General features: G+C 63.0%; 15 protein-coding genes and 1 tRNA gene. 7 read left to right on the forward strand and 9 right to left on the reverse strand.

Going from position 1 to position 19,127, the window contains the following annotated elements; genetic code table 11:
• The first annotated feature begins 326 nt into the window (after positions 1-326).
• Positions 327-1,931 carry a L,D-transpeptidase family protein gene (locus CLV78_RS00100; RefSeq protein ID WP_106202753.1) on the forward strand — a complete coding sequence of 535 codons (1,605 nt, stop codon included), beginning with the start codon at positions 327-329 and terminating at the stop codon, positions 1,929-1,931.
• A gap of 191 nt (positions 1,932-2,122) precedes the next feature.
• On the opposite strand, the gene CLV78_RS00105 is transcribed toward CLV78_RS00100, so the two are convergent.
• Complete coding sequence (locus CLV78_RS00105; RefSeq protein WP_106202754.1) at positions 2,123-2,503, reverse strand: GFA family protein; 381 nt, start codon at positions 2,501-2,503, stop codon at positions 2,123-2,125.
• A gap of 166 nt (positions 2,504-2,669) precedes the next feature.
• Here CLV78_RS00105 and CLV78_RS00110 point away from each other — a divergent pair, with 166 nt between their 5' ends.
• The 3 genes from CLV78_RS00110 to CLV78_RS00120 are packed head-to-tail and all read left to right on the forward strand — an operon-like array spanning position 2,670 to position 5,269.
• Positions 2,670-3,761, forward strand: a complete 1,092-nt coding sequence (locus CLV78_RS00110; protein WP_106202755.1) for a UDP-3-O-(3-hydroxymyristoyl)glucosamine N-acyltransferase — start codon at positions 2,670-2,672, stop codon at positions 3,759-3,761.
• A 33-nt stretch (positions 3,762-3,794) separates the two neighbouring features.
• On the forward strand, positions 3,795-4,064 hold the full coding sequence (locus tag CLV78_RS00115; protein WP_106203689.1) for an acyl carrier protein: 270 nt from the start codon (positions 3,795-3,797) through the stop codon (positions 4,062-4,064).
• Entirely contained in the window at positions 4,061-5,269 is a 1,209-nt protein-coding gene (locus tag CLV78_RS00120; RefSeq protein WP_106202756.1) for a beta-ketoacyl-[acyl-carrier-protein] synthase family protein, read from the forward strand. The genes CLV78_RS00115 and CLV78_RS00120 overlap by 4 nt, the downstream gene beginning before the upstream one ends.
• Before the next feature lie 82 nt (positions 5,270-5,351).
• On the opposite strand, the gene CLV78_RS00125 is transcribed toward CLV78_RS00120, so the two are convergent.
• Together CLV78_RS00125 and CLV78_RS00130 are read right to left on the reverse strand one after the other, a co-directional pair.
• Positions 5,352-6,350: a hypothetical protein gene (locus CLV78_RS00125; protein WP_146136610.1), complete on the reverse strand. Its 999-nt coding sequence runs from the start codon at positions 6,348-6,350 to the stop codon at positions 5,352-5,354.
• 338 nt (positions 6,351-6,688) lie between these two features.
• Positions 6,689-7,423 carry an invasion associated locus B family protein gene (locus CLV78_RS00130; RefSeq protein WP_106202758.1) on the reverse strand — a complete coding sequence of 245 codons (735 nt, stop codon included), beginning with the start codon at positions 7,421-7,423 and terminating at the stop codon, positions 6,689-6,691.
• Positions 7,424-7,975: 552 nt separating this feature from the next.
• Here CLV78_RS00130 and CLV78_RS00135 point away from each other — a divergent pair.
• Positions 7,976-9,520 (forward strand): helicase HerA-like domain-containing protein, encoded by a 1,545-nt coding sequence (locus tag CLV78_RS00135; RefSeq protein ID WP_106203690.1) that lies wholly within the window; start codon positions 7,976-7,978, stop codon positions 9,518-9,520.
• An 87-nt stretch (positions 9,521-9,607) separates the two neighbouring features.
• Here CLV78_RS00135 and CLV78_RS00140 read toward each other — a convergent pair whose 3' ends face one another.
• From CLV78_RS00140 to CLV78_RS00155, 4 genes are all read right to left on the reverse strand, one after another.
• Positions 9,608-11,596 (reverse strand): Calx-beta domain-containing protein, encoded by a 1,989-nt coding sequence (locus CLV78_RS00140; RefSeq protein WP_106202759.1) that lies wholly within the window; start codon positions 11,594-11,596, stop codon positions 9,608-9,610.
• 630 nt (positions 11,597-12,226) lie between these two features.
• Entirely contained in the window at positions 12,227-13,528 is a 1,302-nt protein-coding gene (locus tag CLV78_RS00145; RefSeq protein WP_106202760.1) for an HlyC/CorC family transporter, read from the reverse strand.
• 72 nt (positions 13,529-13,600) lie between these two features.
• Positions 13,601-14,086 carry a Hint domain-containing protein gene (locus CLV78_RS00150; protein WP_106202761.1) on the reverse strand — a complete coding sequence of 162 codons (486 nt, stop codon included), beginning with the start codon at positions 14,084-14,086 and terminating at the stop codon, positions 13,601-13,603.
• Between the two features lie 170 nt (positions 14,087-14,256).
• A complete protein-coding gene (locus tag CLV78_RS00155; RefSeq protein ID WP_106202762.1) occupies positions 14,257-14,553 on the reverse strand; it encodes an antibiotic biosynthesis monooxygenase family protein in 297 nt (98 codons plus the stop codon).
• A 379-nt stretch (positions 14,554-14,932) separates the two neighbouring features.
• On the opposite strand from CLV78_RS00155, the gene CLV78_RS00160 reads away from it, so the two are divergent.
• Positions 14,933-15,017 (forward strand) — tRNA-Leu (locus CLV78_RS00160).
• A gap of 137 nt (positions 15,018-15,154) precedes the next feature.
• A complete protein-coding gene (tig, locus tag CLV78_RS00165) occupies positions 15,155-16,486 on the forward strand; it encodes a trigger factor (protein ID WP_106202763.1) in 1,332 nt (443 codons plus the stop codon).
• Positions 16,487-16,637: 151 nt separating this feature from the next.
• Here tig and CLV78_RS00170 read toward each other — a convergent pair whose 3' ends face one another.
• Positions 16,638-17,333, reverse strand: coding sequence for a hypothetical protein (locus CLV78_RS00170; protein WP_106202764.1), 696 nt, complete (start codon positions 17,331-17,333; stop codon positions 16,638-16,640).
• Between the two features lie 349 nt (positions 17,334-17,682).
• Positions 17,683-19,116, reverse strand: coding sequence for an NAD(P)(+) transhydrogenase (Re/Si-specific) subunit beta (locus CLV78_RS00175; protein WP_106202765.1), 1,434 nt, complete (start codon positions 19,114-19,116; stop codon positions 17,683-17,685).
• Between the last annotated feature and the right edge of the window lie 11 nt (positions 19,117-19,127).

Here is a 19,127-nt window from a genome sequence, read left to right on the forward strand (position 1 = left end):
CGCATATGTTTGCGGTCTTTCTACACCTCATCCCCAGGTGTGCCAGTTTGATGCCACAAACCGATTCTCCATCCAAGGGCACTTTTTGACCACGCGGGCCGTCGCAGGAAAAATAGGCAGAAACCTGCTTAAAAATGCCTAACAAACATAGCTTTTATTTGCCGCCTGGACATTTGCTCAGTCGGTTCCAGGCACACCATAGGCGGTGTTCGGAGGCCACACCGGGCCACGCGGCCACAACATGTCGCGATTGTGCGTGGACAAGCGTGGGAGGGGCGTGGAAATCTGGCAACACAGTTCGACGAGATTTTTTGCAAGGATTAGCCATGTGGTATCCAGTGCCCCGCCGATTGATTCCGGCTCTTCTGGTGGCAATTGCCCTGTCATTCCCCTTTTGGACCGCCGTGCCGCTTCAGGCACAGGTAACCGCGTTCAAGCAGGCCGTCGCAGAGGCGTCACATGGAAACGAAGCGATCGCCGCATTCTATCGCACGCGCGACTACCAGCCGATTTTCACCGGGCCGGATGACACGTCCCGCCGCGCGGCCCTGTTCCGCGCGCTTTCAAAGGCCGGTGTGCATGGCTTGCCAGTGAAGCGCTATGACCCGAGGGACCTTGAGGCGGCTTTCCGGACTGCGAAGACGCCGCGTGACTTTGGCAAGGCCGAGGTGCTGGCCGCCCGAATGCTCGTCCGGTTCGCGCAGGATCTCCAGTCCGGGGCCATGGTTCCGCGTCGCATCGACAGCAGCATCGTTCGCCAGTTGCCCCGCCGCGATCAGGTTGAGCAGCTCGAGTCCTTCGCAGCCACTTCGCCGGAGGTGTTCTTCCGGGGGCTGGCTCCCAAAACACCGCAGTACACCGCCCTTCTGGCCGAGAAGTTGCGGCTGGAGAGGGTGTTGGCGCATGGCGGATGGGGCGCGACAGTTGACGCGGAGGCCTTGAAGCCGGGGCAATCGGGCGCCCAGGTTGTTGCCCTGCGGAACCGGTTGATCGCCATGGGCTACATGAAGCGCTCAGTATCGCGGAACTATGACGGGGCGCTCCAGAAGGCCGTGCAGCAGTTTCAGATCGACCACGGCCTGACGCCCGACGGCGTTGCCGGGGCCGACACGATGGCGGAGCTCAACGTCGAGGTGGAGAACCGCCTGAGCCAGGTGATGGTCGCCATGGAGCGCGAGCGCTGGACCAATGTGCCCAAAGGCGACCGCCATATCCTGGTGAACATCCCGGAATTCACCGCCCGCATCATAGATGACGGCAAGGAGACCTTTTCCACGCGCGTGGTGGTGGGAAAAACCAAATCCGACCAACAGACGCCGGAGTTCTCCGATACGATGGAGTTCATGGTCATCAACCCGTCCTGGAACGTTCCCCGTTCCATCGCGACAAAGGAATACCTGCCGCTGCTGAAAAAGAACCGCAACGCGGTGGGGCATCTGAAACTGGTCGATTCCCGTGGTCGGACCGTGAGCCGTGGCAACGTGAACTTCGCCAAATACTCCGCCTCGACCTTCCCGTTCCGGTTGCGGCAGCCGCCGTCGCAGCGAAACGCGCTCGGGCAGGTGAAGTTCATGTTTCCAAACAAGTACAACATCTACCTGCACGACACGCCCTCCAAGAGCCTGTTCAAGCGGGACAGACGCGCGTTCAGCCACGGGTGTGTGCGGGTCGGGCAGCCGTTCGACCTGGCCTATGCCCTGTTGGCGGAGCAATCCGACAACCCCGAGGGGCTGTTTCGGGCGCGGCTGAACTCGGGAGCAGAGAGCCGGGTCAACCTGGAGGTGCCGGTGCCGGTGCATCTGCAATATCGAACGGCCTTCGCACAGCCCAAGGGCCGTATGAACTACCGTCACGATATCTACGGACGCGACGCGAAGATCTGGGCGGCGATGGAGGCCGCCGGAGTTCAGATCCGCAAGCCGGAAAGCTGACCCGCCATGGGTCCCGACCGACGCGCCGCGCCCAGGTGAATCGACCAGCCCGACGCCCGCTTGCACGCGGGCGTTTGCGTTAGAACCGGCAGCAGGCCGTTCAGCACCAGTTCGCCAGCGCGATCGCGCGTCCGAGTGAGGCTACACCAACCGGTCCTCTTAAGTGCGTTCGTCCCGGGTACGATTGGCTGTCAGTCTTCGTCGGAGCTATTCTTGTCGTGCTGGGTCTTGGTCGCAAACGGGGGGAGCCATGGCTCGCGCCGGATGCTCCAGCATTCGTAGGTCGGCACCAGCTGGCCGGGTTGGTCGAGCGCGCCGATGTGCAGTTCCACCTCCGCGCCTGTCGTGGCAAAGACGGAGCTGCCGCAATGCGGACAGAAGTGGCGCCCCTCGTAGTGGCGGGTCTCGCCCTCGACTTGGACCGCAGCATCAGGGAAAATCGCGGCAGCGTAGAACAGGGCGCCGTGATGCTTGCGGCAGTCGAGGCAATGGCAGAGACCGACCCGGTCGGGCGCTCCGAACGCCGTGAAGCGGACGCGGCCACACAGGCAGCCACCGATCAAGTTTTCCATACCGTGTCGCCCCCCCCGACGGTTCCGTCAAGCAGGATAGCAGTGCAGGAGCGCCGAGGTCCACGCTGCGGCCTTCAACGGGCGCACAGCGCATGCCACGGGTTGCAGCCCTTCCGCCCGATGCACTACACCTCGGCCCTGACAGTTACATGCAAGGACCGGCCCGATGCAGCACACCATCCAGGAGATCGCGGAGGCGCTCGGGGCGACCGCTGTCGGGGATACCACGCTTTCCATCACACATGCTGCCGAACCGGCCTCTGCCGGGGGCGACGCGCTGGCGATTGCAATGGCGCCCGCCTATGCCGAGGGGCTCAAGGACGGGCAGGCCCGTGCGGCGGTGCTCTGGGGCGATGCCGACTGGCAGGCGCTGGGGTTGCAGGCTGCCGTGCTGATCGAGCGGCCACGCTACGCGCTCTCGGGGCTGACCCGCCTGCTTGACCGGGGGCTGGGCGTGCCGGATGGCATCCATCCGAGCGCGGTGATCGACCCGACGGCGGAGATCGGGGCAGGCGCGTCCATCGCGCCTTTCGTCGTCATTGCCGCCGACGTGAAGATTGGTGAAAACGCTTGTATAGCCAGCCATGTCAGCGTCGCGGCTGACAGTTCCATCGGTGCCGACGCGGTGATCGACGCGGGCGTCCGCATTGGCCGCAATGTCCACATCGGGGCGCGTTTCTGCGCCCAGCCCGGTGCGGTCATCGGCGGGGATGGCTTTTCCTTCGTCACGCCGCAGGCTTCCGGTATGGAACAGGCCCGCTCCGCCATGAGCGACGAGGTCGAGAACACGGACCACCAATGGGTCAAGATCCATTCGCTTGGCGGCGTGGAGATCGGCGATGACGTCGAGGTCGGCGCAAACACCACGATCGATGCCGGGACCATTCGCGCAACCCGGATCGGCAGCGGCACCAAGATCGACAACATGGTGATGATCGGCCACAACGTGGTCGCGGGCGAGAACTGCCTGTTTTGCGGCCAGTCCGGCGTCGCCGGATCGACGGTCATTGGCGATCGCGTTGTTATGGCGGGTCAGTCCGGGCTTGCCGACAATATCAGGATCGGCTCGGATGTTGTGATCACTGCCGGCACCGGCGTGCTCTCCAACGTGCCCTCGGGGCGGGTGATGATGGGCTACCCCGCGACGAAGATGTCGTCGCAGGTGGAGACCTACAAGGCGCTGCGCCGACTGCCGCGCCTGTTTCGCGACGTCGCGGCCTTGCGAAAGGACCTTCCAAAGACGGGCGGAGAGGACTAAATAGCCCCTCACATGGGCAGGGAGCTGCAAAGAATGTCGGAAAGCGTGCAGGACAAGGTGATTGCGATCATCGCGGAACAGGCGGTTCTGGAACCGTCCGATGTGACTTTGGAGTCCACGCTCGAAGATCTCGGCATCGACAGCCTCGGGCTGGTCGAGAGCATCTTCGCCATCGAGGAAGCCTTCGACATCCAGGTGCCCTTCAATGCCAACGAGCCAGAGAAAAGTGATTTCGACATCTCCTCCGTTGCGGCGATCATCGCTGCGGTCGATGGCTTGATCAAGGAACAGGCGGCCTCGTGAAGCGGGTTGTCATTACCGGACAGGGCACGATCAATCCGATTGGCCAGAGCGTTGCCGAAACCCAGGAAGCGATGCGGGAAGGCCAGTGCGGCATCGGTCCGCTGGAGATCCGCGACGTCGACAGGCTGGCGATCCAGATCGGCGGACAGGTCAGGGATTACGACCCGAACGAGGTGTTCAACCGCCAGCAGATCGTCCTTTACGACCGGTTCACGCAGTTCACACTGCTGTCGGCCCGCCAGGCGATCGCCCAGGCCGGGCTGACCTTTGCCGGCGACCTCGCGGCGCGGTCCGGTGTGGTTCTCGGCAATTCCGGCGGTGGAATGAACACGCTGGATGACAATTATCGAACCGTCTACGAGGACGGCAAGAACCGCGTGCATCCGTTCGTCGTCCCGAAGTTGATGAACAACGCGGCGGCCTCCCATGTCTCGATGGAGTTCAACCTGAAGGGGCCTACCTTCACCGTGGCCACGGCCTGCGCGTCGTCCAACCACGCGATGGGGCAGGCGTTCCAGTTCATCCGCTCCGGCATGTCGGATGTGATGATCACCGGCGGATCGGAATCGATGCTGTGCTTTGGCGGTGTGAAGGCGTGGGAAGGCCTGCGCGTCATGTCCAAGGATGCCTGTCGACCGTTCTCGGCCAATCGCAACGGGATGGTGCAGGGCGAGGGTGCGGCAGTCTTCGTGTTCGAGGAATACGAACATGCGAAGAAACGCGGTGCGGAGATCATCGCGGAGGTGATCGGTTTCGCCATGACTTCCGATGCGGCAGATATCGTGATGCCATCGAAGCAGAATGCGGCGCGCACGATTCAACTGGCGATGAAGGATGCCCGGCTCAACCCCGAGGAAGTGGGCTATATCAACGCCCACGGCACCGGTACTGCTGCCAACGACAAGACCGAATGTGCAGCCGTGGCCGATGCGATGGGGCACCACGCCAACGATCTCATGATTTCCTCTACGAAGTCGATGCATGGTCACCTGATCGGTGGCACCGGTGCCGTCGAGTTGCTCGCCTGCACGATGGCGCTCAAGGACGGTGTGATCGCGCCGACCATCGGCTATGAGGAGCCGGACCCGGAATGTGCGCTGGATGTGGTGCCGAACGAGGCCCGGGATGCCGACGTCGACGTGGTATTGACCAACGCGTTCGCCTTTGGCGGTCTGAACGCCGTGCTCGCGTTGCGAAAAGTCTGAACCCCCTGTCCAGAACGGTTGTGTGGTCGGCCTGTGTGCAGGTCGCGACAGCCGTCGGCAAGGGGCTGTGCCCCTGTCCTGCCTAGAGGTTTGGGTCGTTCGGCGCCCGTCCGGTTGCCGCGACACAATCGTGCCAGAAGGTGTAGCGCGTCGTCCCTGACAGGATCGGTTTCGCCCCCACGATTGCGGCCACCAGTGAGAAGCTCGATGCCCGGTTGTTCTGCACGATGGCGTCGCATTTCGACAGGCACAGGATTTCCAGCGCCGCGTCGCTGAGGCCGGTTTCCCGGCGTTTGCCGACACGTGGCCGGCTCCGTGCCGCGGCATTCGCGGGCGGATCGGCGAAGTCGCTTGGCCTGAAACCGAACCGCCGACCCGCGGCGATGAAGGCATCCCTCTGGACTGTGTCATCGGCGAACACCGCGACTTTCAGCCCTTTGCGAAAGATCCGCCTCAGTGCGATCATGGCCCAGATCGCGGTGTTCTCCACACGGGCCACCGTTTCGGGCGTGGCCCGTGTATAGAGCGCGGTCTGAAGCGGTGGAAGTTCGTTGTCTTTTGAATGCCAGGATCGTTCGAACCGAACCAGCCCAAGCTTGACGTGGTTGATCCGATCGGTCCGGCGAATGTGAACACCGACCAGGTAGGGGCTCGCCTGCGCGACCCGCCAGCCGGTCGCTGCCGCAATCAGGTGATCGTGAAAGGGCAGGCTTCGCACCGCATGAACAAAGCCTGTCCAGAACGCGTCGGGAGGTAAAGTTGTTGTCCGTGCCTGGCAAAAGGCGGGATAGATCAGCGACGGATCCCACGGCGATGTGTCGACCGCTGGCCAATCCTCCTGCCGTGAGTCCGTGCATACCAATCTGGCATGCGGAGCCAGGACGTCCTGATACCGGCCGGGGCAGGGCGGGTTGATGAGCCAGGGGAAATGGATGATTTCATCCCGGGTGCAGGCCAGTGCCGACGCCACCGCCAGCAGTCGGTTGCCAAGGCCATAGGCTGGGCCGGACCACCAGATATCCTGCGGTGTGTGCCAGCTTGGATCGCGTGTGGCCTGGTCTTGCAATGCAATTTCACTCAAGTCGAACCATCCGGGGTGCCCAGGGCGGAAAAGGGTCCATAAAATCCCTGTCGCCAACGGCCGGATGAAAGGGTGCGGGAAGGGTTTTGTCAAACGCTGGCCGTCGCGGATGCCCCGGATAGCGGGAGTTGGAACTGGCATCCGGAAATCGGGGGCCGGGGCATCGTGCCGGATCCGGTTCAGTATTCTTCTGTTCCAGTCGCAAAATGCGGCCTGTCGAAGTGGGTGTTTGGGTGTGACGTTCTCGGACTAGGCCGAGATGCGCCATCACGGTTGTTGTCAAATCAGAAACGGCCACGGAATCTCCGTGGCCGTTTCGAAGTCCGTCGAAGGCAGTATCAGTTGTCGCTGTCAGCCGCGGCCCGGGCTGCCTCAAGCGCCTCGGCGTTGCGGGCGTTGAGTTCCTGCAGGCGGTCAAAACCCGCGGTGAAGCCCGACAGCGAGATGTTCAGGGCAACCTGCTGATCCGGTGCGGTGGCCGGAACGATGCTGAGCGTGCCCTTGCTGCCGCGTTTGAAATTGCTGACGGCGTCATTGGTGAAGCCGACCCGCGCGATACACCCCTGTTGCGTGCAGAATGTGAACGGGTAGCGGCGGCCCTGACCGCCGTCGACGGAGAGGGTGATCTGCTCCGTCAGCAAGGTCTCCAGCGGGGTGACGATGGTGGCACCGGCAACAGCCTGTTGACCGGCTGGCAGGTTCACCAGCTCGATCGTGGCGACAGGGTTGTTTGACTCGTCGCGCAGCAACTGATGCAGGGCACAGGGGTCGGCGGATTCGTCGCCAAGCTTGAGCGGCGTGCGGACGCAACGCACCTCCCAATCGCCGGAAACCTCCAGCACATACGTGGTCCCTAGGGCGTTTTCGTTCGCGGCGTCGCCCGCCTGATCGATCGGCGTGCCCATGTCGAGGTTCAGGTCGTTGCTGCCTTCGGCGGGGGCGTCGGTTGCCGCTTCTGCGGGCTGCTCTTCAGCCGGCTGTTCAGTCGTGGCCTCTTGGGCGAAGGACGGGGTCGCCGCCAGCAATGCGGCGAGGGCCAGGGCGGTGAGTTTGCTCTGCGCGTCAAGGATCATGATTGTTTTTCACTATGTGGCTCGTACAGGGTTCGTTCCGGCATGTAGCACGCACATACGGGGCTGTCAGGTCCCAATCCGGCGGCAAGCCATTCACCGCCGTGGGCGACCATTGTCTCCGGTTTGCTGCTGCGGCAGCGCGAAAGCGACAGTTGATCGCAACCACCGGAGCTCGGGCGATCGAGTGTGATGAAACCCGGCAAAGGCACACTGAACGGAGATGTTGGATCGGGAGAGCGTTCAACGATCAAAAAGGGCCCGAATGGACCCTTTTTGCGGGGGTTTTCCCCAGGTGCTTACTGCACCGATTTTGTTCTCCCTGTCGGACGGGCCGACTTGACGGGGCAGACGCTATGACCATCGCGAATGTCCGTCAACAGCGAATGTGATGAATGCCACGATTTTGATCATTTGGAAAAAGTCGGCGTTTTCAGGTTGCGGCACGTGGCGATCGTTGTGCGGGGTCTCTGCACTGTTGCGAAGGTCGACCGCACTGGCGCAACGGGCCTAAGCGTGCAATTTTCCATATGGAATTCTGAGCAGGAGGCAGAGATGGACCGGATCTTCGTGGGCGGCGGTGGCGAGGGCTACGGGACACCGCAGGACTTGCTTCTGAAATACGCGAACCGGCACGGGCTGATTGCGGGCGCGACCGGTACCGGCAAGACGGTCACCCTGCAGATCCTGGCGGAGGGGTTCTCCGCCGCGGGCGTTCCGGTCTTCCTGTCGGACGTCAAGGGAGACCTCTCGGGGATCGCGGCCGCTGGCTCTGCGGCGGCGGACTTGCATGGGCCGTTCATGGAGCGCGCGAACACGATCGGTCTCGATCTGCAATACGCCGCCTGCCCGGTGACCTTCTGGGATCTCTACGGAGAGCAGGGTCATCCCGTGCGCACAACGGTGGCGGAGATGGGACCGCTGATGCTGTCGCGCTTGCTGGAGTTGTCCGAGGTACAGGAAGGCATCCTGAACATAGCCTTCCGCGTCGCCGACGAGCAGGGTCTGCCGCTGCTGGATCTGAAGGACCTGCAGGCGTTGCTGGTCTGGGTCGGAGAGAACCGGGAGACATTGTCGCTGCGCTACGGCAATGTTTCGGTCGCCTCGGTCGGCGCCATCCAGCGACGGCTGCTTGTGCTGGAGAACGAAGGCGGTGCGCGGCTCTTTGGCGAGCCGGCGCTGGAACTCGACGACCTGTTCCTGTGCGATGCGGCGGGTCGGGGCCGTGTGAACATTCTGGCTTCGGACAAGCTGATGTCGGCTCCGCGGCTGTATGCGACCTTTCTGCTCTGGCTGCTGTCGGAACTGTTCGAGACATTGCCGGAAGTGGGCGACCCGGACAAACCCAAGCTCGTGTTCTTCTTCGACGAGGCGCATCTGCTTTTTGACGACGCGCCAAAAGCGCTGGTCGACAAGGTGGAGCAGGTCGCCCGGCTGATCCGGTCCAAGGGCGTCGGTGTCTTCTTCGTGACGCAGAACCCGGCCGATGTGCCGGAGGATATCCTCGGCCAACTCGGCAACCGGGTGCAACATGCGCTGCGCGCTTTCACGGCAAAGGACCGACGGGCGCTGAAACAGGCCGCCGAGACCTATCGGGACAACCCCGCGTTTTCAATCGAGCAAGTGATCCGGGAGGTTGGGACCGGCGAGGCGGTGACCTCGATGCTGGTGCGAAAGGGCATGCCCGGGATGGCGGAACGCACACTGATCCGGCCGCCGTCGTCCCAGCTTGGGCCATTGGACACGGCCCTGCGCAAAGCGGCCATTGCAGACTCGCCCGTGGCAGGGAAATACGAGGACACGCGCGACAGGCGCAGCGCCCATGAGATCCTGTCGGAGCGGGCGGCTAAGGCCGCAGCGGAGGCCGCGGAGGTCGAGGCCGATGAGGAGGAGGCGCCTATGGCGGAGCGCGAATACCGCTCTGCACGACGCTATTCCGGCAGCCGGGTAGGACGGTCGACATCGAAACCCGCGCGGCGATCATCACGGTCGGACTCCGTGGGCGAGGCCTTCGCCAAGAGCTTTGCCCGCCAGCTGGGCACCAAGTCCGGTCAGGCCGTGGTGCGTGGTATCCTCGGCGGTATCTTCAAGGGGCGATAGATCCCGACACGGCCGGGGCTCCTCGCAGCAACTTCATCGGTGCAACGGGCATCACCGGCTCCGTGCTGGAGCCGGTCCATTGCGCGATCAGAACAGGAAGTCGGACGGATCGAGCTGGCCGAGGTTCACGCCCTCTACCATGATGGTATTCCCATTGCCGGCATCGATCTTGACGTGCTTTCCGACCTTGGTCATGTGATCCTCCTTCAGATCCCTGAAGGACTTGATGCTCCGCACGTCGGACAGGTCGATGTCTTCCTTGCCGCTCCGGGCATTGAAATCAACAATCCGGTCCTTTCCGAATTTGCCCGCAAAGATGAAATCGTCGAAGCCCGGCCCGCCCCGCAGGATATCCCGGCCGGGGCCACCTGTCAGTTTGTCGTGCCCGCCGTCCCCCATCAGCCGGTCATTGCCCTGGTCCCCGAACAGCCGGTCGTTCTTGAGACCGCCGGACAGCTTGTCGTTGCCCGTGCCACCCCGCAGCAAGTCCTTGCCGACCCCGCCGGAGAGCTTGTCGTTCCCCCGCCCGCCGGACAGCTTGTCGGCGTTGCCGTAGCCGGTCAGCACGTCGTTTCCACCCTTGCCGTCGAAGACATCGGGATTGCCGGTGCCTTTCATCACGTCGCGCTTGGCGCCGCCCACCTCCTTGTTCGGTGTGTTGACCTTGTCGTCGTCGAGGATCGTCACCATACCGCCCTCGACCTTGCGGATCGTATTGGGAAGGTTGAACCGGAGTCCGAAGGATTCTTCCCGTTCCTTTATGATGTCGCCAAAGATATCGAGGCCGATGGTCGCGCTGGTCTGCCCCGCCATGATCCAGACAGCGCCGGACTTGTAGGCAAAGTCGCTACCGGCTTTTGCGCTGCCATTCACCGTGTTGAAGCCGATCTTCAGATGCTGATCGGCCGGGCGGGACATCTCCAAACGGACGCTCGCGGTCGAACTTCCCTTTGCCCCCTCCTTGACGAACACGTCGGAGACCTGAAGGGCGCGTGAGTTGGACAGGCCATCGTCATCGAGAACCCAACCAATGGCCTGCTGAGTGGTGGTGCCCCCGGGCAGCTGTGCGCCATCGGGGCTGAGGATCTCGACGACAAATGACTCATCAAGCTCCCCGTCATAGTCTCCGGATGGAAACACCTCGATTGTCTTCTGGATGTCGCCGGGGTTGAAACTGACGGTCCCCGAGGCGTAGCTTCCCGAGAAGTAGTCAGTGTCTTCGCCCAATGTCGCCGTCCCATCGCCCAGACGCCAAGGAACGTACACGGTTTGGGAACTCGGTTTGCTCAGCATCACGGAGTAGGTGAGAGTGCCGTAGCTTGAATCGCCCTCGGCGACACGGGCGTCCGCAATCGTGACAAATGGGCTCGAGTTGTTGCTGTCATTGTCGATGATGGTGGCCTGTCCACCCGACGCTTGGTGAATTCCGTCTGGCGTCTTGATTTTCATATCGAGGTATTCAAGCCCCTCTGGCGCCCGATCCCCCTTGATCCGTACTGCCACGGTGGCTTCGCTCTGCCCCTTGAAGAAAGTCACCTTTCCTGCGGAGGCGCCGTGGTCACCTGCCATGGCCGAGCCAGCGAAGTTGTAGTCGACGGTGTAGGCCTTGTCTGCGGGGCGTGACAGGCTCAACTGGTACTCGACCCGCTTGAATCCGGCATCGCCCTCAAGGACGATTGGTTCGGAGACATGCATCGACATAGGCTTTGAAGTGCCGTCATCGTCGAGCGACCACGCCGTCGATTGAGATGTCAGTCCGCCACCTTTTACGCCTGTGAATTGCGAGGGCAGCAGTTCGAGCACGAAACTCTCGTCGCGTTCCGGGAAGATATCTCCGCTTGGGAAGACCTTCACCTCCGCCACGCTCTCGCCCGCGCGGACATATGCGGAGCCGCTGAAATAGCTGTTTGCGGAGTATGACGTATCGCTCCCAAGAACAGCACTTCCCATTGCCAGTCGCCAGGGGACATAGATTCCTTCGCGGGCAACCTCGTTGAGTTCGATAGCGAATGTGATCGTGTCGTAGTATGAGTCGCCTTCCACGACGGAAAGACCGGACGCGCTTGCAAGTATCACTTGTTTCCTCCCACCAATTTAATTGCTCAATCGTCTTCTTGCCGTCAGAAAATGCAGCCAGTACGAACGCTGAAATGAGCGCTCGTTTCGTTGAAGGATCGCCGATCCGTTGATTCGGAAAAAGGGTTATTCAGGGGGGGGCGACAGCGCCACACGCGTCCGGAAGCCCATGAAACAAGGGGCGGAGACCGCTTTCGCCAATTCGGCCGGGCTCGATCCCGCCCCATCGCGCAAGGTGGTGACAGCCAAAGGGAAATCCGCGGTTTGGGACAGGTGTTCGCTCTTTGACGCCAGTTCGCAGTACGGGCTTGGCCAGCACCCGACCAATTGCAACGGGGGCGATGAGAGACCATCGCCCATTCGGATTACAATGGGACGCGGATGCATGGATCGGAAGCCGGGGACCAAGGTGCGCATTCCGGTGTTTGGGTCTGCGTCTGTGCCCGAGTGCGTACCACTGCCGCTGCGCTTCGCGGGTGACTGGCGAACGTTAGTGCCCGGTCTGGGCGGCGTATTCGCATCGCGGGATTGCGGCGCCGCATTCAGAGAGAGGCACTGGCAGTTGGAAAGCCCCGTCCTTCAGTCTGCAACGACCCGTCGCCCGCGGCCGGAACGGTCGGGGTTGCGGGCTCAGAGCGGGCGCACCTTCAGCCGCGTCAGCCGGTTGTGCTCCCGCGCCACGACCTCGAACCGAAAGCCGTGGAAGGAGAAGACCTGGCCCGGGGTGGGGATCGTCTGCGCCTCGTGGATCACCAGCCCGGCGACGGTGTTGGCCTCGTCATCGGGCAGGTTCCAGTCCTTGGCGCGGTTCAGGTCGCGTATGGTCATCGCACCGTCCACCAGAAAATCCCCGCTCACGGTGCGCTGCACGGGATGCTCCGCATCCACGTCGAACTCGTCTGTGATCTCGCCGACGATCTCTTCGAGGATGTCTTCCAGCGTGATCAGCCCCTCCAGCGCGCCGTACTCGTCCACAACCAATGCAAAATGCGTGTGGCGGCGCAGGAACTCGCGCATCTGGTCGTCGAGCGGTGTTGTCTCGGGGACGAAATATGGCTCCTTGGCTATGCTAAGGACCTCAAACTTCGACAAGCCTTCCTCCAGCGAGGCAGCATGCCGCATCAGCCGGTCGAGATCGCGCAGCAGATCCTTGGCATGCACCACGCCCACAATGTTTTCCGGCTCTCCCTTGAAGACGGGCAGACGGGTATAGGCGGAGGCCATCACCTGGCTGACGATCGCCTCGGGGCGGGCGTCGGCATCGATCATCTCAATCTGCGAGCGATGGAGCATGATCTCCTCCACCGCGCGTTCGCCCAGATCGAGCGCACCCAGAAGGCGGTCGCGGTCCTCCTTCTGGACCACCCCTTCGGAATGGCCGATCTGCAGGGCCCCCACGATTTCCTCGCGCACTGAGAGCATGGAATCGGGGTCGATCTCCATGCCAAACAGGCGCAACACCCCGCGCACCAGAAACCGTACCACCGCAACCGCCGGGGACAGGATCGTGATGACCGGTCCGATGACTGGGGCCGTGCGGGAGGCGGCTGTTTCCGGCTCGGATATGGAATAGGTCTTGGGCAGGACCTCGGCAAAGATCAGCACCAGCAAGGTCATGACCAGCGTCGCCATGGCCACGCCGCTGTCCCCGAACATCCGCGTGAAAAGGGCGGTCGCGAGCGACGTCGCCAGGATGTTCACGAGGTTGTTGCCGAGCAGGATGCCACCGATCAGCCGCTCGTTATCCTCCCTGAGAGCCAGCGCGGCCAGGGCACCGCGGTTGCCCTTGTCGCCCATGGTCTTCAGCTTCCCACGGGAGGCGGCGGTCAGGGCGGTTTCGGACCCGGAGAAGAACCCCGAGAGCATCAACAGGACGAAGATCGCCCCGGCTGTCATCCAGAAGGTACTGTCCAGAAAAGTGGCGGTTTCCATGTCGAAGCTCGCAGGTCGGGGGCGTTTCCTGTCCTTATGGGCAGAGCCGGCGCCGCCCGCAAGCCGGCAGGCTCACAGAGCGGTGCGTTGCGGTCCGGTCGCGACCTCGACTTCGAGACCACCGGCATAGAGGATCAGCGCGTCATCGAACTCGAGCTGGATCATCCGGACGGGACGCTTCGGTTCATGCCATTTCACGGTATCGCCGTCGACAAGGTCGCGCGCGGCATAGAGCCCATCCACCGGGGCACCCGTGGCTTTGCGCAGGAACAGTCTCTGGTCAGGAGCGAGGAGCGTGAACCCCTCGGGGCGAGCCCGGCCCAGCGTGTCGGGCGCCATGCGAACCAGGAGTCCGGTCACCTCGCGCACGACCACATCGCGCACGATGGCGGTGCCGCTCGTTCGGCTGATCACCCGGTCGCCAGGCACAATGCTCGCCGCCGGAAGCGCACCGTCAAAGGTGTAGAGCGGGGTTGTGGATATAATGCCCGTGCAAAGGGTTTCGGCCACCGCTGGCGGCTCGCGCCGCGCGGCCGACCCGAAAAGGGAAAAGCCCATGAAAACACTCACTTTGTACTGCTCGTTTCCCCCGATAATAGGCCAGAGCCGGGCATCGGGCGACTTTTCCACAGGATGTGGATGAAAGCTGTTGCAAAGTTGCACAGGTTTTGGGCATGGGCGCTGCCGGGGCAGAGGGAATCCTGTTGCTGCGCACGGTTCAGGTGGCGTTATCCCTCTACCAGCGTGTAGTGGCTGATCTGCCGCGACTCGACCAGTTCGGCCTCATCCGGGGCAATATGTGGGCTCTGATAATCCTCCCCGACAAAGGCCTTGAGCGAGGCAAGGTCCTTCCAGATCATCACGAAGCTGAAGTTCCTCGGGCTGTCGTCCCGTGGTGCGCCCGGAAGCACCTGAACGATTCCGTCGGTGGCTTTCATCATCGGAATTGCCGTCTCGTGGAAGAACCTGCTGAACTCCGCCTCCTTTCCGGGACGGGTCACGACCTGGAAGATGCGCATGATCATTGGTGTGTCTCCTTTTCGGGAACGCCTGCGGAAACCGGGCCTCAATCTCGCGAGTATACCACAAGTTGGTGAACGGACTCGCGAGGGAGGTCGGGCGCGGTCCCGGCGGTGGTCTTTGACCCGGCCAGTCGCCGACTCTCCTTGCCGCTTCGGCCCTTGGTCAACCCGGGCAGCGACCGACTTCCCGCGCCCCCAACAAGCCGGCGTGGACATGGACATCTCTGCCGCCATACCGCCAAATGCTGGACGCCTGCGCGGATTGAGACCTGCGGGCCATATTTCCTCTCGCATCCGCCGGTCAACGTTGCTAGAAGGGCGCGAATTTGGACCGGGCGGCTGCGGCGCTGTGAAAGGCTCGCAGTCGCTTCCGGTTCTGAATGCGGATGTGGCGGAACTGGTAGACGCACCAGATTTAGGTTCTGGCGCCGCGAGGCGTGGGGGTTCGAGTCCCTTCATCCGCACCAACGGTGTTTCGAAGGAAACGCCCACGACGTCTGGGCAGCAGGGCCGGGCGGCAGGCGATCGAGTGGATCGCCGGGCGCCTCCCGGGACCATGCTTCCGTTGCGCGGTGGGCGAATGTGAAGAAGGAAGAGAAGAGCCATGCAGGTCACCGAGACCCTGAACGAAGGCCTGAAGCGCAGCTATACGATCACGATCACGGCCGATGAACTCGACGCCAAGGTCAACGAGAAGCTGACCGAAGCCCAGCCCGAGATCGAGATGAAGGGTTTCCGGAAGGGCAAGGTCCCGATGGCGCTGCTCAAGAAGCAGTTCGGCACCCGTCTGCTGGGCGAAGCGATGCAGGAAGCCGTCGACGGCGCCATGTCCGAGCATCTGGAAGCCTCCGGCGACCGTCCGGCGATGCAGCCCGAAGTGAAGATGGAAGGCGAGAACTGGAAGGAAGGCGACGATGTTGTCGTTGCCATGTCCTACGAGGCGCTGCCGGAGATCGCACAGCCGGAGCTGAAGGATCTGTCTCTCGACAAGATGGTTGTCTCCGCGGATGACGAGGCCGTCGAGGAGGCGCTGTCCGGGCTGGCCGACCAGGCAAAGAGCTTTGCCGACCGTGACGAAGGTGCCGCCGCCGAGAACGGCGACCAGGTGACCATGGATTTCGTCGGCAAGGTCGACGGCGAGGCCTTCGAAGGCGGATCTGCCGAGGACTTCCCGCTGGAGCTGGGCTCCGGCCAGTTCATCCCGGGCTTCGAGGAACAACTTGTCGGTGTGAAGGTTGGCGAGGAGAAGGTCGTCAACGTCAAGTTCCCCGACGAGTATGGCGCCGAGAACCTGGCCGGCAAGGACGCCGAGTTCACCTGCACGATCAAGGCCGTCAAGGCACCGGCCGCGGCCGAGCTGAACGACGAGCTGGCCAAGCAGTTCGGTTCCGAGAGCCTCGACGCGCTCAAGGAGCAGATCAAGGAGCGTCTTGAGGCTGAGTATGCCGGTGCGGCCCGTGCGGTGATGAAGCGCGCCCTGCTCGACAAGCTGGACGAGGTTGTTTCCTTCGAGCTGCCCCCGAGCCTGGTCGAGGCCGAAGCCGGCCAGATCGCCCACCAGCTGTGGCACGAAGAAAACCCCGAGGTCGAAGGCCATGACCACGAGAAGGTCGAGCCGACCGAGGAGCACACCAAGCTGGCGCAGCGCCGCGTGAAGCTGGGGCTTCTGCTGGCCGAGATGGGCCAGAAGAACGAGATCCAGGTGTCCGACGCCGAGATGACGCAGGCGATCATGAACCAGGCGCGCCAGTACCCGGGCAAGGAGCGTGAATTCTTCGAATTCGTGCAGCAGAACCAGCAGGTTCAGCAGCAGATCCGCGCGCCCCTGTTCGAGGACAAGGTTGTCGATTACATCTTCGAGCTGGCCAATGTGAACGAGGTCGCCGCCGACAAGGACGCCCTGAAGGACGCCGTCGAGAAGCTCGACGAAGAGTAATTCCTTCGCATCAGATCATGGGGCCGTGGCGGGAGACCGCCACGGCCTTTTTCTTTGCGCGATGATGGACTTTGCTGTCAGGTGAAGTCACGGGCGGGCGCAGTGGGCGCGGTCGCCGGTCCTGCGTGTGATCCGCGGGGTGGCGGGTTCTTCAGTGGCGTCGCCGGCGGCGCAACGCCGGCAATGCCGCCAGAGCAATCAGCAACGCGGAGAGCGTCGCCGGAAGCGGCACGGGGGCGGCATTGGCGGCGCGCAATTGCACCGACCGCGGGGCCAGCACGTAATCGTCGCTTGTCAGGGCAAGGGAGCTGATGGAGCCGAAGCTGTAGGTATACCGGTTCGGGCTGCGATAGAGCGCCGCCAGCGGGGCGCCGCGACGGGTGTCGAGTGACATTCCAAGGTACGTGTCGAGCGCCGTCATGGTGCCATAGGGGCCTTTGAACAGCGTGGAGACGAAGACCCCGGCGCCGGAGATTTCAACGGCCTGTTTCCCGTTCCCAAGCGATCCGAGATAGCCGAGCGACAACACGGGGGCCTCGGAAACGGTCTCGGTGTGGTCGGCGCCCGCGATCACCGTCGAGAACCCCTGGTTGCCCGGTCCGAAGGGCATTCCGGACACCGCTGCATGGCCGGCCGATATGTCCTGTCGGTAGACATCCCCGTCGCCATCGCGGTCCGAGAAGGTCAGGAAACCATCGATCCGGGCGTCTGGTGTTTCCGAACAGCCGGGACCGCAATAGCCCTCGGCCCCGGTCAGCGAGAAGTCCAGCCGCAGCGTCGCCCCCTGCGTGGCCGCTGGGACGAGCGCCATCGCCGCCAGGCAAAGACCGAACAAACCGATACGCATGACACACTCCAGACCACGTCCCCGGCCCGACATTGCTAACAAATCGTTAAGCAATTCAAGAAAATACCCGATCTTTCGTTAACGCGTCCCATGGCCGGAGGCGGTGCGGCGAACTTGTGCCCTGCGCCCCGCCACTCGCCGGATTTTCGGCGCACAGGGGATGACCCGACCAGCAGAATGCCATGGATTTTTTGGACACCAACCACCCTCTCGGAGTTCACAAGTCACCGCCCTCCGGCCGGGGAGGCCAAACCGATCGGATTGATGCCGTTGCCTTGCGAATGTCGACGGGGGCCGAACAAGAAAAGGCCCGCCAGAGGCGGGCCTTTCGATGTCCCTGGTGCGGATCCTATTGGATACGTGTCAGCAGGTCGTCGAGGCTCTTCTTCGCATCGCCGAAGAACATCCGTGTGTTCTCCTTGTAGAACAGCGGGTTCTCGATGCCCGAATAGCCGGTACCCTGTCCCCGCTTGGAGACGAAGACCTGCTTCGATTTCCAGACTTCCAGCACCGGCATGCCGGCGATGGGCGAGTTCGGATCTTCCTGCGCGGCCGGGTTCACGATGTCGTTGGAGCCGATGATGATCACGACGTCCGTCTCCGGGAAGTCGTCGTTGATCTCGTCCATCTCCAGAACGATGTCGTAGGGGACCTTGGCCTCCGCCAGCAGAACGTTCATGTGCCCGGGCAGGCGGCCCGCGACGGGGTGGATCCCGAAGCGCACTTCCTTGCCCTTGGCCCGCAGGCGGCGGGTCAGTTCGGCCACGTTCTGCTGGGCCTGCGCCACGGCCATGCCGTAGCCCGGCACGATGATGACGGAATCCGCATCCTCGAGGGCTGCTGCAACGCCGTCGGCATCGATCGCGATCTGCTCGCCCTCGACCGCCATCTGCTCACCCGACGGTCCGCCGAAGCCTCCGAGGATGACCGAGATGAAGGAGCGGTTCATCGCCACGCACATGATGTACGACAGGATGGCACCCGACGAGCCCACCAGCGCGCCGACCACGATCAGCAGGTCGTTGCCGAGCGAGAAGCCGATGGCCGCCGCGGCCCAGCCGGAGTAGCTGTTGAGCATCGAGACGACAACGGGCATGTCCGCGCCACCGATCCCCATGACGAGGTGATAGCCGATGAACAGCGCGGCCAGCGTCATGACGAATAGCGGGAAGAAGCCGCCGGTGTTGAAGTACCAGATCAGGCACAGCACCGAGAGCGCCAGCGCACCGGCATTCAGCATATGACCGCCAGGCAGCTTCTGCGCCGCCGAAGTCACCTTGCCCGCAAGCTTGCCATAGGCAATGACGGACCCGGTGAATGTCACGGCACCGATGAAGATCCCGAGGAACAGCTCGACGCGCAGGATATTCTGCTCGACACCGTCCTTGTGCGCCAGAACGGCTGCGAAGCCTTCAAGCGCTTCCCGCGCCGTGGCGTCCATCGCCAGCACGCGGCCGAGTTCGAAATGGGCGTTGAAGCCCACGAACACCGCGGCGAGGCCGACAAGGCTGTGCATGGCCGCCACAAGCTGCGGCATCTCTGTCATCTGGACCCGCTGGGCCACGACCGTGCCGATGGCGCCACCGGCCACGATCAGCACGAGGCTGAGCACCCAGAGACCGGATCCCGGCCCGACCAGCGTGGCGAAGACTGCCAGCGCCATGCCGACGATACCGTAGTACACCGCGCGCTTGGCGCTCTCCTGATTGGAGAGGCCGCCGAGCGACAGGATGAAGAGGACAGCCGCGACCACATAGGCCGCCGTTGTGAAACCGTATTCCATAGTCCCCGTCC

This window comes from Aliiruegeria haliotis (genome assembly GCF_003003255.1).
In the GTDB taxonomy this organism is placed as follows: domain Bacteria; phylum Pseudomonadota; class Alphaproteobacteria; order Rhodobacterales; family Rhodobacteraceae; genus Tropicimonas; species Tropicimonas haliotis.